The sequence below is a fragment of the Terriglobales bacterium genome (genome assembly GCA_035543055.1).
In the GTDB taxonomy this organism is placed as follows: Bacteria; Acidobacteriota; Terriglobia; order Terriglobales; family Acidobacteriaceae; genus JAIQFD01.
Window position 1 is genome coordinate 1 of sequence record DATKKJ010000140.1, and the last position, 15,599, is coordinate 15,599.

Annotated in this window: 12 protein-coding genes; 7 read left to right on the forward strand and 5 right to left on the reverse strand. The window is 62.2% G+C overall.

Going from position 1 to position 15,599, the window contains the following annotated elements:
• On the forward strand, positions 1-271 hold a 271-nt coding region (locus VMS96_09670), incomplete at its 5' end, for a hypothetical protein (GenBank protein ID HVP43692.1).
• A 90-nt stretch (positions 272-361) separates the two neighbouring features.
• On the opposite strand, the gene carB is transcribed toward VMS96_09670, so the two are convergent.
• The 5 genes from carB to lepB all read right to left on the reverse strand — a co-directional run bounded on the left by carB (position 362) and on the right by lepB (position 6,779).
• Entirely contained in the window at positions 362-3,640 is a 3,279-nt protein-coding gene (gene carB / locus VMS96_09675; GenBank protein HVP43693.1) for a carbamoyl-phosphate synthase large subunit, read from the reverse strand.
• 2 nt (positions 3,641-3,642) lie between these two features.
• Positions 3,643-4,374, reverse strand: a complete 732-nt coding sequence (locus VMS96_09680; protein ID HVP43694.1) for a hypothetical protein — start codon at positions 4,372-4,374, stop codon at positions 3,643-3,645.
• Positions 4,358-4,927 carry a hypothetical protein gene (locus VMS96_09685; GenBank protein HVP43695.1) on the reverse strand — a complete coding sequence of 190 codons (570 nt, stop codon included), beginning with the start codon at positions 4,925-4,927 and terminating at the stop codon, positions 4,358-4,360. The genes VMS96_09680 and VMS96_09685 overlap by 17 nt, the downstream gene beginning before the upstream one ends.
• A gap of 72 nt (positions 4,928-4,999) precedes the next feature.
• Complete coding sequence (gene carA, locus VMS96_09690) at positions 5,000-6,130, reverse strand: glutamine-hydrolyzing carbamoyl-phosphate synthase small subunit (GenBank protein ID HVP43696.1); 1,131 nt, start codon at positions 6,128-6,130, stop codon at positions 5,000-5,002.
• Positions 6,131-6,221: 91 nt separating this feature from the next.
• Positions 6,222-6,779, reverse strand: a complete 558-nt coding sequence (lepB, locus tag VMS96_09695) for a signal peptidase I (GenBank protein HVP43697.1) — start codon at positions 6,777-6,779, stop codon at positions 6,222-6,224.
• A gap of 277 nt (positions 6,780-7,056) precedes the next feature.
• Here lepB and VMS96_09700 point away from each other — a divergent pair, with 277 nt between their 5' ends.
• From VMS96_09700 to glmU, 6 genes are all read left to right on the forward strand, one after another.
• Complete coding sequence (locus tag VMS96_09700; GenBank protein ID HVP43698.1) at positions 7,057-10,401, forward strand: CPBP family intramembrane glutamic endopeptidase; 3,345 nt, start codon at positions 7,057-7,059, stop codon at positions 10,399-10,401.
• A gap of 148 nt (positions 10,402-10,549) precedes the next feature.
• The gene (locus tag VMS96_09705) at positions 10,550-11,008 is read left to right on the forward strand and encodes a CYCXC family (seleno)protein (GenBank protein ID HVP43699.1); all 459 of its coding nucleotides are present in this window, start codon (positions 10,550-10,552) and stop codon (positions 11,006-11,008) included.
• 335 nt (positions 11,009-11,343) lie between these two features.
• Positions 11,344-11,844, forward strand: coding sequence for a tetratricopeptide repeat protein (locus VMS96_09710; GenBank protein ID HVP43700.1), 501 nt, complete (start codon positions 11,344-11,346; stop codon positions 11,842-11,844).
• A gap of 9 nt (positions 11,845-11,853) precedes the next feature.
• Complete coding sequence (locus VMS96_09715) at positions 11,854-12,930, forward strand: gluconeogenesis factor YvcK family protein (protein ID HVP43701.1); 1,077 nt, start codon at positions 11,854-11,856, stop codon at positions 12,928-12,930.
• Positions 12,931-13,219: 289 nt separating this feature from the next.
• The gene (locus VMS96_09720) at positions 13,220-13,600 is read left to right on the forward strand and encodes a hypothetical protein (GenBank protein ID HVP43702.1); all 381 of its coding nucleotides are present in this window, start codon (positions 13,220-13,222) and stop codon (positions 13,598-13,600) included.
• Positions 13,601-14,180: 580 nt separating this feature from the next.
• The coding region (gene glmU / locus VMS96_09725; protein ID HVP43703.1) for a bifunctional UDP-N-acetylglucosamine diphosphorylase/glucosamine-1-phosphate N-acetyltransferase GlmU at positions 14,181-15,599 on the forward strand (1,419 nt) is incomplete at its 3' end.

Consider the following 15,599-nt stretch of genomic DNA (forward strand, 5'->3'; position numbering starts at 1 on the left):
GCGCTCCCACCATCCGGGGTTCGGCATGGGCATCGCCTTCGTCGAGACCGCACCCCAGCAGATGGAGGGGCTGAAGCGCCTCATCGCCATCCTGTCCGGGGTGGCAGCCGCTTCTCCTCCCAAGGTCGTTCCCATCGTTCCTCCCACCCCACGCCCGCCCGCGACGGGGGCGTTGGAAGCCATCGTCAAATGGTTCGGCACGCACGAGACCCTCTCCCGCGAGGAATTCCTCAGTCTGATTGAGCGGGATATCAAGAAGCCAACTGGATAGAAAGGAGGCCTGGAACAGGAGGCTGGCGGCAGGTGGCAGGATGCAGGGACCAAAGACCTGCGACCTGCTTCCTGCGACCTGCCTCCTATGCTAGCGCGTCGCCGCGCTGCGCTCCGCGTGGAGTTGCTGCAATGCCCGCACCGTGATCTCCCCGCGTTGCAGCGCGGCGATGCCGTCGGCCGCCGCCCGCGCCGCGGCCAGCGTGGTGATGGTGGGGATGTGATGGGTGACCGCCGCCCGTCGGATCGCCTTCTCGTCGAAGTACGGGTCCGGCCCGTGCGGCGCGTTGATCACCAGCTGGATGCGGTCGCCCTTGATCAGGTCCACCACGTTCGGCCGCCCTTCCTTCACCTTGTACACCCGGTCGCAGACGATCTTCGCCCGCTCCAGCACCGCCGCCGTGCCGTGGGTGGCGACCAGCTTGAATCCCAGGTCGAGGAAACGCTGCGCGATCTCCGGCGCGTGCGGCTTCTCCTGGTCGTTGACGCTGATGAACACGCAGCCCGCGGTGGGCAGCGTCTGCCCCGCCGCCAGTTGCGCCTTGTAGAAGGCTCCGCCGAAGTTGTCGGCCACGCCCATCACTTCGCCCGTGGACTTCATCTCCGGCCCCAGCACCGTGTCCACGCCCGGGAACTTCGACCACGGGAAGACCGGCGACTTCACGTAGTAGCAATTCCCCGTCCCCAGGTCGGCGGCCCGCTCCACGTTCTCCGGCAGGAACTCGCGCAGCTTGCGCCCGGTCATCAGCCGCGCCGCGATCTTCGCCAGCGGAACGCCCGTGGCCTTCGAGACGTAGGGCACCGTCCGCGAGGCCCGCGGGTTCACCTCCAGCACGTACACCGTGTCCTTCTGGATGGCGAACTGGATGTTCATCAGCCCCACCACCTGCAGCGCCCGCGCCAGCTTGAAGGTGTGCTCCCGCATGGTGGCCATGATCGGCTCGGGGATGTCCACCGCCGGCAGCACGCACGACGAGTCGCCGGAGTGGATCCCGGCCTCCTCGATGTGCTGCATGATGCCCGCGATCACGCAATCCTCGCCGTCCGACAGGCAGTCCACGTCCACCTCGGTGGCGGCTTCGAGGAAGTGGTCGATCAGCACCGGCCGCTCCTGCGAGTACTCCACCGCCTCCTTCATGTAGCGCACCACCGACTCGTCGTCGTACACGATGGCCATCGCCCGTCCGCCCAGCACGTAGCTCGGCCGCAGTAGCACCGGATATCCGACCTGGTTCGCGGCCGCCACCGCTTCCTCCACCGACGCCGCCGTCCCGCCCTGGGGCTGCGGGATCCCGAGTTCCTCGATCAGCTTGCCGAAGCGCTTGCGGTCTTCCGCCAGGTCGATGGACTCTGGCGACGTCCCGATGATGGGCACGCCCGCCGCTTTAAGCGGCAGCGCCAGGTTCAGTGGCGTCTGCCCGCCGAACTGCACGATCACCCCGATCGCCGCGCCCGACGCTGCCTCGTGCTCGTACACCGCCAGCACGTCTTCCAGGGTCAGCGGCTCGAAGTAGAGCCGGTCGCTGGTGTCGTAGTCGGTCGAGACCGTCTCCGGGTTGCAGTTCACCATGATGGTCTCGTAGCCGTCGTCGTGCAGCGCGAACGAGGCGTGGCAGCAGCAGTAATCGAATTCGATCCCCTGCCCGATGCGGTTCGGCCCCGCCCCCAGGATGATGACCTTCTTCCTCTGCGTCGGCGGCGCCTCGCTCTCCTCCTCGTAGGTCGAGTAGAGATAGGGCGTGTAGCTCTCGAATTCGGCGGCGCAGGTGTCCACCTGCTTGTACACCGGCTTGATGCCGTGCTTGCGCCGCAGGTGCCGCACCTTCTCGCTCGCTCCGTGTCCGTTGCGCAGCCGCCACGACTCCGCCAGCCGTGCGTCCGACACTCCCATGCGCTTGGCCTCGCGCACCACCTCGGCGGGCGCCGAACTGATGGGGTGTTTCTCCACCTCCAGCAGCATCTCCACGGTCTCCTTGAGCTGGTAGAGGAACCAGGGATCGATGGAGGTCATCTTGGCCAGCTCTTTCACCGTGTGCCCCTGGCGCAGCGCATAGCGCAGGTAGGCCAGCCGCTCCGGATGCGGCGTCACCAGTCGCTGCGTCAGGATGCGCGGCTCGATCTTCTCCGACCCCGGCTTCTTCCCCGTCTCCAGCGAGCGGATGCCCTTGAGCAGCGCCTCCTTGAAGGTCCGCCCGATGGCCATCGCCTCGCCCACCGACTTCATCTGCGGCCCCAGGCTCTCATCGGCCCCGGGAAACTTCTCAAACTGCCATTTGGGGATCTTCACCACCACGTAGTCGAGCGTCGGCTCGAAGCAGGCCGGCGTCTTCTTGGTGATGTCGTTGGGGATCTCGTCCAGCGTGTAGCCCACCGCCAGCCGCGCCGCGATCTTGGCGATGGGGAACCCGGTGGCCTTCGAGGCCAGCGCCGACGAGCGCGACACCCGCGGGTTCATCTCGATCACCACCATCCGCCCGGTGTGCGGGTGCACCGCGAACTGGATGTTCGAGCCCCCCGTCTCGACCCCGATCTCCCGGATGATGGCGATGGCGGCGTCGCGCATCGCCTGGTACTCGCGGTCGGTCAGCGTCTGCGCCGGCGCCACCGTGATCGAGTCGCCGGTGTGCACCCCCATGGGGTCGAAGTTCTCGATCGAGCAGATGATGATGACGTTGTCCGCCAGGTCGCGCATCACCTCCAGCTCGTATTCCTTCCAGCCCAGCACCGACTCTTCGATCAGCACTTCGTGCACCGGCGAGAGGTCGAGGCCGCGCGCCAGGATCTCCAGCAGCTCCTCGCGGTTGTAGGCGATGCCGCCGCCCGTCCCGCCCAGCGTGAATGACGGCCGGATGATCACCGGGAACCCGATCTTGCCGCTGAACTCCATGCCGTCTTTCAGGTTGTTCACCAGCGCTGACTTGGGCACGTCCAGCCCGATCTTGGCGATCGCGTCCTTGAACAGCAGGCGGTCTTCCGCCTTCTTGATGGCCTCCAGCTTGGCCCCGATCAGCTCGACGTTGTACTTCTCCAGCACCCCGCCGTCCGCCAGCTCCACCGCGAGGTTCAGCGCCGTCTGTCCGCCCACCGTGGGCAGCAGCGCGAAGCCCCGCCCGCCCGACATCTCCGACTCGATGCGGATGATCTCTTCCAGGTATTCCTTGGTCAGCGGCTCGATGTAGGTGCGGTCGGCGAACTCGGGGTCGGTCATGATGGTGGCCGGATTCGAATTCGCCAGCACCACCTCGTAGCCCTCGGCCTTCAGCGCCTTGCACGCCTGTGTGCCCGAGTAGTCGAATTCCGCCGACTGCCCGATCACGATCGGCCCGGAGCCGATGATCAGGACCTTCGCGATGTCAGTGCGCTTGGGCATGGTTAGTTATCTGCTCGCACGGCATAAAGGCCACCACACATACTTGTGAGCTTGACGTTCAGCACAAGAGTTCGTGATGCGGGATCGACTTCAACCGCAAACGCGCCTTCTGGTATTCGGAATTTGTCGCTTTGCCCGAACCGAACGACGTAAAGCCCCGGAGGAAGTTCCAATCGAAATTCTCCACTGTCATTGGTCTTATAGATTCTTAGGACTTGGCTCGTTATTGCATCTTCGACAAAGAGGACTGTCGAAGAAAGTAGCTGCCAGTCCGGGCGTGCGATATCCCACACGGCGCTTTCGGTCTTACGCGGCGCGAGTATTCGCCCGACAAAATCGCGTGTCGTAAGGACGTTTCCAGGCCAATCGAGAGATATCGTGTCGTGCGCTCCCGGGTCTGTTGCTGAAACAACCTTCACAGCAATACTATGTCGCAGCCATGGGTGTTTAATGATTACGTAATATCTGCCCTTGCGGAGATTAGCGAAGCCAGCGACCCCACTTGCATTCGTCACACTTGACGCCACGATAGAATCCGATTTCTTATCGGAAATTTTCGCGACTTCGATAGTCAATCCCTCTAACGCAGTCGCCCCATTCTTCACCTCTACAGAAAAATCATGCCGCACCGGCAGGTCTGAGCTTGAGTAGGTGCAACCAAACACAGACGAAGTGCTCGCTAGCACAGCAAAGATACTGATGGCTAACCACTTCATGTCAGTGCGCTTGGGCATCTTCCTTCTTCTGCTCTGCGATCAGTTTGGCGAACGGGAGTTTTTCCAGCCGCTTGTAGATCTTCGGATGCAGCACCCAGGGAGCTTCCTCAGCCTCGGGCGGGCGCGGGATGGTCCGGTTGGTCCGCACCCCAAAGAACCGCGATGACGCCGGCACCAGCCGCCCCGCCTCATTCACCGCTCCGGTCGTGGCGTACCCCCAGCCTTCCGCAGCGCGCGTCTCATAGGTCAGCCGGGTCAGCCTGCCGTCCTCAGCGAAGCAATATTCGTGATAGCGCGTGAATGATTTGTCCCGCGCCGCCATCTGCACCAGGCTGCCATGCTCCCCATGCCAGTACTGCGCCATCTGGTCGCGGGACTGCTTGGGGACTGTCTTCACCCCGGGGAACTGTTGCCAAGGCCTCCCCGGCAACTTGGCAAACACACCATCGGCATCGCGGTCCACATCTACCCCGCAGACCTTGGGGAAATCTTCCAGCCTCTTGAACTTCTTCTCGGCGAAGCTCCTGGGAACAACAATGCACATCAATGCGACCAGGGCGGCAATGTGCATTGTCCTCACCCTCTAAACTCCTCCCTTTCCCCAGTGTCATCCCGAACGGCTTTAGCCGTGAGGGACCTGCTTCTAACTCCTGAACTCCTCCATCATCTTCACGAAATCCTTGAACAGATAATGCGAGTCGTGCGGCCCGGGGCTCGCCTCGGGATGGTATTGCACCGAGAACAGCGGCAGGTTGCGGTGTCGCAGGCCCTCCAGCGTTGAGTCATTCAGGTCGATGTGCGTCTTGATGACCTCGCTCTCCGGCAGCGATTCCGGGTCCACCGCGAAGTTGTGATTGTGCGCCGTGATCTCTACTTTCCCGGTCTCGAGCTGCTTCACCGGATGGTTGCCGCCGTGATGTCCGAACTTCAGCTTGTAGGTCTTCCCGCCCAGCGCCAGCCCGATCAGCTGGTGTCCCAGGCAGATGCCGAAGATCGGCTTGCGCCCCATCAGCCGCCGGATGTTTTCTTGCGCGTAAGTGCAGGGCTCGGGATCCCCCGGCCCGTTCGACAGGAAGATGCCGTTGGGATTGAGCGCCAGCACGTCTTCCGCCGAGGTCTCCGCCGGCACCACCGTCACCCGGCACTGCTCGCTCGCCAGCTTTCTCAGGATGTTGTGCTTGATCCCGAAGTCGTAGGCCACCACGTGGAAGCGCGCCGGCTCGTCCTTCACGCCTACGACCTGGGTCGGCTCGTGCGAGCGCTCGCCCAGCTCCCACAGGTAGCGCTGCTTGGTCGAGACCACCTTGGCCAGGTCGCAGCCCGCCATCTCGGGGATAGACCGCGCCTTGGCGATCAGTTTCTCCGCGTCGGTCTCCAGCGACGAGATCACGCCCCGCTTGCACCCGTGGTCGCGCAGGTGCCGCACCAGCGCCCGCGTGTCGATGTCGGCGATGACCGGGATCTTGTACTTCTCCAGGTACTCTTCCGCCACCTCCTGCGAGCGCCAGTTCGAGCTCACCCGCGAGAACTCGCGCACCACCAGCCCCTCGATGTACGGCCGCGTGGACTCGTCATCGTCGGGATTGGTGCCGTAGTTCCCTATTTCAGGATTGGTGAGGACGACGATCTGCCCGCAGTAGGACGGGTCGGTGAAGATTTCCTGGTAGCCGGTGATGGAGGTATTAAAAACTACTTCCCCGTAGCATTCGCCTTTGGCGCCGTAACCTTTGCCGCGGAAGATCTTCCCGTCTTCCAGCGCAAGGATCGCTTGCATCGGGTCTCCGAGGAGTGGATTTTTTGGATTTTACCAGAAAACCCAGAAATCAGTGTCATCCCGAACGGCTTTAGCCGTGAGGGACCTGCTTTTACCGCAGCACTCCCAGCTTGTCCACCGGCCAGTACACGAACACCGCCTTGCCGTAGATGAACTGCTCGTCCACCGGCCCGAACTCCCGGCTGTCGTTCGACATGCTGCGATGGTCGCCCAGCACGAAGTAGGCGTGCGGCGGCACCATCACCTCGGGATAGGAGCGCGCGTCGTAGAAGTCGCGCGGCACGTAGCGCTCGTCGATCGGCTTGCCGTTCAGGAACACCCGCCCCGCGACGATGCGGATGTGGTCCCCCGCCAGCCCCACCACCCGCTTGATGTAGCTCTTGGCCGGGTCCCGCGGATAGCGGAACACCACCACGTCGCCCCGCTCGATCGGCTCCAGCCGGTACACGAACTTGTTGATGAAGATCCGCTCCTGGTCTTCCAGCCCGGGCAGCATGCTGGTGCCCTCCACCTTCACCGGCTGGTAGAGGAACATGATGATGAACACCGAGATGGCGACCGAGATCACCAGGTCGCGCATCCAGGCGTGCAGCAACGAAATGAATCGCCGCCGCTCCGGTGTTTGCGGGGAATCCGTCACGACCGTCATTATATCCGGAGTCTTAGATGCTCCCCCACCCCCAAAGTAGCGGCCACAAATTCCCCGCGAGTGGCCCAGTAGCCCATACTACCCGCATATGTTTGCTACGGGCAATGCCAGTCCTGTACTGCCCGTGAAAGGATGGGCCACCCACACTTCAAGGTCAAAACGGCGGAACTGATTAGCAACCGAATGCCGGGACTGAGCCGAAACCGTATGGTTCCGGCACGTATTTGTCAGTCGCAACCTTGGGTGTATATCCTTCCGTTTCGATTATTGAGGCGGCATGCCGGTCAAGCTAACCTCTGCGCATTACAGAGTCATCGGGATCGCCCTTGCCGTCGCCGTCGTGTCGCTCGTCATCACTCTGAGGTATTTCCGCCAAACCTTCCCCGAGGCTAGTCTTGATTTGCGCGTGAATCGCGAGGATTCCGCGTCCATTGCTCAAGCGTTCCTGTCCGGCCGCGGATTGGCCATCGACCACTATCGCCATACCGTGGTCTTCAGCTATGACGACTACGCCAAGCTCTACCTGGAGAGGACGCTGGGGCTGGAGCGCTTGAATGAATTGACCGTAGGCCCGGTTCACCTCTGGCGTTGGTCGCATCGCTGGTTCAAACCGCAACAGCAAGAGGAGTTTGCCGTCGATGTGGCTCCGACAGGCCAGCTTATTCGCTTCAGCCACGTGATTCCGGAAGGCCGGGCTGGGAAGAGCCTCGACGCTGCTGGCGCTCGCGCCATCGCAGAAGCGTTCTTGACTCAGACCATGAAACGGGATCTGGGCGGCCTGGAGCTTCTCGAGTCCCAAAGCAACAGGAGGCCCGCCCGCACGGATCATGCCTTCACCTGGAAACAGAAGAGCGTTCCCTTAGGCGCAGGAAGTCTGCGCATCTCAGTCTCGGTCAGCGGAGATGACGTCACCGGGTATTCGGAATTCGTTAAGATTCCTGAGGATTGGAGCCGTGCCTACGAAAAGCTCAGGTCCCGCAACGAATCAGCGCAGCTGGTCGGTGAAGTATTTTTCTACCTCCTTAGCATTGCGATGGTGGTCATGTTGGTTCTGCGCCTGCGGGACCATGACGTACCGGTTCGGACCTCCCTCGGTTTCGCTCTCGCGGGGGCGATCCTCTATTTTCTCAGCCGACTCAACGATTTTCCGCTTGCGGAATCTTCGTATCGCACCACAGATTCTTATTCCAGCTTCGTAGTCAATTACTTCACTGGCAGCACTTTGGCCGCCTTGGGCGTAGCCGTTGTCATCTTTTTCCTCGTAGCAGCCGCCGAGCCGGAGTATCGCCACTCATTTCCCCACGTGATTGCGCTGCGACGGTACTTTAGCTGGAAAGGCCTTCGCACAAGATCATTTTTCATGAGCAACGTGATCGGGCTCACGTTGGCGTTTTTTTTCTTCGCCTATCAAACGATCTTCTACTTTTACGCCAACAAGCTTGGCGCCTGGGCTCCATCTGATATTCCGTTCACCAACCAACTCAATACTCGGATTCCGTGGATAGCAGTGCTTTTCATGGGATTCTTCCCTGCGGTCTCAGAGGAGATGCAGTTCCGGGCATTTGCTGTGCCCTTTCTCGCCAAGTTTGTGCGCTCGATTCCGGTTGCGATCATCCTGGCGGCCTTCAGTTGGGGATTCCTTCATTCCGCGTATCCCAACGAGCCGTTCTTTATTCGCGGGATCGAAGTCGGGTTGGGCGGCATTGTGATTGGCTTCGTGATGTTGCGCTTTGGGATCTTGGCGACCCTGATCTGGCACTATTCCGTAGACGCCCTCTATTCGGCGTTTCTCCTGCTTCGCTCGCCCAACCACTATCTCATGACCTCGGGCGCGATCACCGCCGGGATCATGCTCATACCGTTGACCGTGGCGTTGATCTGCTATCTCCGGACCGGAACATTCGAGGGCGAGGAGGCACTCACCAATGCGCAGAACACCTCGCCACTGCCGCGCTTGGCGGAGCTGCAGACCCCCACACCGGCCGCCACTTACCGATCCTTCAGTCGAGGGCGCCTGCGACTAGCCGGCCTTCTTACCGTCGCCTTCATTGCGGTGGCCTTTGTCCCCGTTTATCGTTTCGGCGAGGAAGTCAAGGTCAGGATGACGGCTCAAGACGCCCTCCGAGCTGCGGACGCCTTTCTGCGGACTCGAGGGGTCGACCCCGCGAAATATCACCACGTCGTCCGGCTCTTCAACAATGTCGATCCCCTGGCCGTCCGATACCTGGTCGAGCACGTCTCCGTCAAGAATGCTGATCAGGTCTATCGAAGGGCCACGCAAATGCTCGGCTGGGAGGTTCGTTACTTCCGCCCGCTGGAGATCCATGAACACCACGTCTTCTTCGATGCATCCAACGCCGGGTTTGTGGATCATCGCCAGTCTCTCGACGAGGATTCCCCTGGGGCATCACTGGAGGCGAGTGATGCTCGTTCGCTTGCGGAGAGAGCGCTCGTGGATCACGGCTATCGGGTTTCCGAGTTCGAGTTGAAGGATTCGCGCGCAGAGAAGCGCAAGGCTCGCACCGACTACCACTTTGTCTGGCAAGCGAAGCAAGGGGATCCCCGAAACGTTGCCGACGCCCAATACCTCGCCGAGGTGGACATCGCGGGCAGTGAGGTCGTTAGCGTATCGGATCGATTCAAGCTGCCGGAGGAATGGGAACGGCGCCAACGAACAACCGGCCTTGTCAACTCTGCCCTCAGCGTTGCCGGCGCGTTGCTGGTCATACTCGTTGCCACCAGAATGGTTTTTCTTTTCGTGTCGCAGGTGCGTCGCAACCGGCTACCGTGGCGCGCTGCGGCCGGTGTGGGAGCCGCTGTGACCACCATTGTCCTTCTCTCTGAACTCAATGCTTTTCCCACCATCGAACAGTCTTACTCCACCTCCATTCCACTTGCCACGTTCTGGCTTCAAACCGGTATCGCTCTCGTGCTCGTGCCGGTTTTGAGTGGTCTGGCGGTTTGGGTCCTGGTGGCGCTGGCGTTGAGTCTGTACCCGGAAGCACAGTCCCTTCTACGGCGTTCGGAGATGAGCGATTGGGGCAAGGACGCCGCGGCGGCTGTCATTCTAGGCGTGGCCATGGCCGCTGCATTGAGCAAACTCAGCGCTGTGTGGACTTCGTTCGTGCCGGCTTACTTTCCTCCCCGATTCGATCTGGACGCCAGCTACCTCAACACTTGGTCGCCGGCTTTGGACGCTTTGCTTTCGGCGGTCCTTGGCTCCGTTGTGACTACTACAGTGGTGGGGCTGGCTATAGCCGCATTCCGCTCCGGCTGGTCTCGTCGGACTTGGTGGTTCTGGTTGGCGTTGTTGCTCTTGCTGATCGCGCTGGGCCCTGCTCACGCTCATTCGGTTCGCGAGTTTCTTATCGTCTGGATATACAGCGTTGTCTCATTTGCCGCCATCATCTTCATCATGACTCTGTTCTTTCGAAACAACGCGCTTGCTTATCTCGCCACCATCTTCTGCCTTCTGGTTGCGCGGCCGATTCAAGACTTACTGTCTCAAGCCGCGAAGGTCTATATGTGGAATGGACTATTGTTGGGCGGCCTATCGTTAATGATTCTCGCATGGCTTCTGCTAGACAAGACTCTGGCTGATCATCATGCAATCGAGTCATAACACCCCATTGCCATCGCAGGGTTCTTCAAGGAGGCGCTGGCTCACCCCCGATTTGCCGGGCCTTGCCGTGGCGAGTAGACCAGGTAAAGCGGGTGGCCCAGGCCAGCCGCTTTTGCTTCTCTGGGCAGCAAGACTTCACTCGGATAGAATGAAGAGCATGGATCTGGGGCTCAAGCGTCTTCTCACTCTGGCCGCCGTTTGCCTGCTGGCCATCACCACCTCGGCACAGTTCCTCGACGTGCCCGCCTTCCACGACGCTCCCCCCAAAAAGGGCGAGAAGCTGCCTCCCATCCTCGCCGGAAAAGCGTTGCAGGACGTCGGACTCAAATACGCCTTCCAGGCCCACGCCTACAAGCTGGCGGCGCGCATTCCCAGCGTCCTCTACCAGCAGCCGTGTTATTGCCACTGCGACCGCAGCGTCGGCCACACCAGCCTGCATAGCTGCTTCGCCGGCGACCACGGCGCCCACTGTGCCACCTGCATGAAGGAAGTCTTCTACGCCTACAAGATGACCAAGGCCAAGAAGTCTCCCGCCCAGATCCGCGAAGGCATCCAGCGCAACGAGTGGGAGAGCATCGACCTGCAGCAAGCCCTGGATATCAACTAGCCTCCGCCTCGGCGCGCTGCATCAAGAATGGTGCACTGCGCTCTGGGTTGACGGCCAACCAAGTTGCGCGTATAAAAGCCGCGCACCTCGGGTCGAGACCGTTTTTCGTGGTCCGCCAAAACTAGGATTTCCACAGGCCCGGCGAGGCCCCGCTCCACCCACCCGGCAAAGGTTACAACCGGATGAAAAAGAAAGCCCCAGGAAAGGTTAAACGTTCGGCTTCCAAGCCGAAGAAAACAAAGCCTGTTGCCAGGAAATCCCCGCGCGCCGCCGCGGCCCGCCGCGAACCCCAGCGCAAACCCTCCCTCGCCGACGACCCCAGATATTCACAAGCAGTGGATAACTATCAGGCGGGGTTGAAGGCGATGCAGGAGCGGAAATTCGAGCGGGCAAAGGGGCTCTTGCAGAAGGTGGTGGAGGGCCAGAGCCGGGAGCTGGCGGACCGGGCGGCGGTGCATCTGAGTACCTGCAATCAGCAACTGGCGCGGGGCAGCACCAGCTTCAAGACCTCGGAAGAACACTACGATTACGCGGTCGCCCTGATGAACCAGGGCAACTACGACGACGCCCGCGCCCACCTGGAGAAGATCCTCAAGCAGAACTCGAAGGCCGACTACGCCATCTACGGCCTGGCGGTGCTCGACTGCCTGCAAGGACGGGTGGAGGACTCGCTGCGCCATCTGGACCAGGCGATCCGCCTGAATCCCGCGCATCGCATCCACGCCCGCAACGACACCGATTTCCAGAACCTGGCCGACGATCCCCGCTTCACCGAGCTGCTCTACCCCGAACCCGGCGCCGAGGCCCCTCCTGCCACGCCTTCCTGGAAGCGGTAGAATCCAAGCATGGCTCCAACTCAGCCACCGGCCCGCGACGCAGCACAGGGCTTTCGTCTGGTCGCTCTGGGCGGCGGCACCGGGCTTTCCACGCTGCTCAAGGGGCTGAAGAAGTACGTGCCCGCGCCGGGCGTGGTGCCAGCGCAAGGCGCGTACATCACCGACCTGAGCGCCATCGTGACGGTGACCGACGACGGCGGCTCCAGCGGCCGGCTGCGCAAGGAGTTCAACATCCTGCCGCCGGGCGACATCCGCAACTGCATGGTGGCGGTGGCGGAAGACGAGACTCTGCTCTCCAAGCTCTTTCAGTACCGCTTCCCTGGCGGCAGCGGCTCGGGGCTGGAGGGCCACAGCTTCGGCAACCTGTTCCTGACCGCCATGGCCGCGGTCACCGGCGACTTCGCGGAAGCGGTCAAGCTCTCGGCGGGCGTGCTGGCCTCGCGCGGCCACATCTACCCGGCGACCACCGCTAATGTACAGCTCGAAGCCCTGATGACCGACGGCACGCGGGTGCACGGCGAGACCAACATCACCGCCAGCGAGGGGCGCATCGCCGAGCTGCGCCTGGCGCCGGCCGATGCGCAGCCGCTACCGGAAGCCATCGCCGCCATCGAGCGCGCCGACCTGATCACCGTCGGGCCGGGCTCGCTGTTCACCAGCCTGGTGACGAACATGCTGGTGCGCGCCATCCCCGAGGCCATCGCCCGCTCGCGTGCGGTCAAAGTTTTCGTGTGCAACCTGATGACCCAGGCCAACGAGAGCCTGGGGCTGACTGCATCCGAGCACATCAAGGCGATCCGCGAGCATGCGCCGCAAATGGTCTTTGACTATGCCCTGGTCAACGACGCTTACCTCTCCGATCATCTGAAGGCCAAGTACGCGCTGGAGGGCGCGTCGCAAATCGTGGGCGACGTGGAAGCCATCGAGGCCCTGGGCGTGCGTACCGTGATGGGCGACTTCCTGGAGGAAGGGCCGGTGGCCCGCCACGCCACCGAGCGCGTGGCCCGCACCCTGCTCGACCTGGCCGCGGGCACGCTGGGTCCCCAGGCAAGCGCTTCCGAAGCGGTGCGCAGCGCGTTAACGTAGTGCGCTGAGCTCGTAACTTTCTTCGGTGCGGCAGCTTGAGCCCGTTCCCAGACGAGCAAAACCGGCTCGTCTGGGCCACCCTGAGTTACCTGGGCCACCCGCCTACCTGAAAGCGGTAGGACGCGAGAAAGACATGGATTGGGAATAGCAGGAGAGCGACATTGTGACTCGACTTCGAGAGTGTTGCGTGTTGTTCTTAACTGCGACCTTGCTCCTCGTACAAGCGAGGGCCGCTCAGGATGGACCTTCTGACGATGCTGCATCGCGGTCTCCCGCGGAGAAGCTGAAGTTGATAACCATCGGCGAGGAGTTTACGCGCGCAGGGCATCGCGGGAGCTTCCGAATCTATGCAGCTCCGGATGGTACCAAGGCGGAAATACATTACATACATTTTCGCTCCGCTCAGGACGCCGAGCGCCAAACTAAAGAGTGGCTGAAGCTCGCGCACAGGGTCATAAGCAAGGCGCAGAACAAGGACGAAAGCGGGCATGTGATTGGCACTCGATTCGTGGCCATTGGGCAAAAAGTAGAATCAGCCGAAAGGGACCACTTGATCATCAGAAGAAGTAATCTCGATTGCTACCTCATCCAATCAATCTCATTGCCAGTCGCGGAGCAGGTTGAAGAGCTAATCAAGGGTAGTAAATTCGGCGGTCGCCCAGACAAATGAGATGTCGCACAGCCGTGCGGGTAGGCGGGTGGCCCACGCTTTCCTGTTCGCATCATCACTGCCGTGGGTGGCCCACGCTTTCCTGTTCGCATCATCACTGCCGTGGGTGCCCCGTCTTTTGGCGCGCCGCCCCTTGCGCGACAAAGGGCGGGCAACGATGCTGCCTCAACCCGCGATCCGGCGCAACTCCATCTTCCAGGTATTCAGCTTCACCGGCCCGGTTTCACCGAATGCGTAATATCGATAACTGCTCCACCGCCATTGCGCCGGCCGGCGCTGCCGAGCAGCCGCTGACGACGGTAACAACTGCAGGTGATGAAGTGCAGATGCCGCGTCCCGTAGTAGCGCCGGAGTCCTTTGGACATGCGCCGGAGCCTAGCTCAAACTGCCCAATTCGCGCAGTGATATTCTCCCGCCCTTTGCGCCCAACCCCACGGCGCAAAGGACGGGGCACCCGCAGTGGGGAATGGTGCGAAGAGAAAGGCCGGGGCACCCGCCCCACTGATCTGACTACCGGACGGGTGCGCAGCGCGCTAACATAGGCCGCGGAACTGATCGTCTATCGCAGTCCAGGAACCCTGTGCCGAAATCAAAACGCACTCGCAAGGTCAGTGTCGGTAAGTTCGCCATCGCCATCATGGCGGCCGGCAAAGGCACCCGCCTGAAGTCCCGATTCCCCAAGGTGCTGCACGAGGTCGGCGGCAAGCCGATGCTGGAGCACGTGATCGCCTCCGCGAAGAAAGTGGTGGCGGCGGAAGACATCTACGTCATCATCGGCCACGAAGCCGACCTGGTGCGCGAGCGGGTGGGCGCGACCGGCGTCAACTTTGTGCTGCAGGCGGAGCAGCGGGGGACGGGACACGCCATCATGGTGGCGCGCGACGCGCTGGCGAAGTACGACCGCTTCCTGGTGCTGTCGGGCGACGTGCCGCTGATCTGGGCGGGGACCATCGAGCGGCTGCGCGACTTCCACCGCGCGCAGAAAGCGGCGATGACCATCCTGACGGCCGAGGTCGAGAACCCGCACGGCTACGGCCGGGTCGTGCGCAAGAACGAGAAGGGCGCGGAGGTTGCGGCCATCGTGGAGCAGAAGGCGCTGACGCCAAAGCAGCGCAAGCTGCGGGAGATCAATTCCGGCATCTATGCCTTCGAGAGCAAGCCGCTGTTCGCGCGCATCCACAAGCTCAAGACCGACAACGCCCACAAGGAGTACTACCTGACGGACATGGCGCGCCTGCTGGTGCGCGACAAGCAGAAGGTAGTGGCGCTGCCGGCGATGAATGCCGAGGAGGTGCTGGGCAGCAACACGCGCCTGGAGCTCTCGATGATCGACCAGCACCTGCGCATGGCCAAGTGCTACCAGCTGATGGCCGAGGGCGTCACCATCTACAAGCCGGAGACCTGCGTCATCGACAGCGACGTCGAGATCGCGCCCGACACCGTGATCGAGCCGTTCGTGCAGGTGCTGGGAGCGTCGAAGATCGGCGGGGAGTGCCGCATCCGGTCGTACACCATCATCGAGAACTGCGAGATCGGCGACCGGGTCGAGATCCGGGCGAACTGCGTGCTGGACCAGGCGCGGGTGGAGCCGGGGGCGCTCATCGGGCCGTTCTCGCGGCTGCGCCCGGGAAGCGACATCGGCGCCGGGGCGCACGTGGGCAATTTCGTGGAGACCAAGAAGACGCGCATGGGGCGGGGCTCGAAGGCCAACCACCTGACGTATCTCGGGGACGCGCTGATCGGCGACGAGGTGAACGTCGGGGCCGGCACCATCACCTGCAACTTCGACGGCAAGGACAAGCACGCAACCGTGATCGACGACGGCGCCTTCATCGGCAGCGACTCGACGCTGGTGGCGCCGGTGCGCATCGGGCGCGGCGCGTACGTGGGCGCCGGCTCCACCATCACTGACGATGTCCCCGCCGAATCCCTCGCTCTGGGCCGCGGCCGCCAGGTGGTGAAGGAAGGCTGGGTCAGGGAGCGGCGGGAGAAGAGCGCG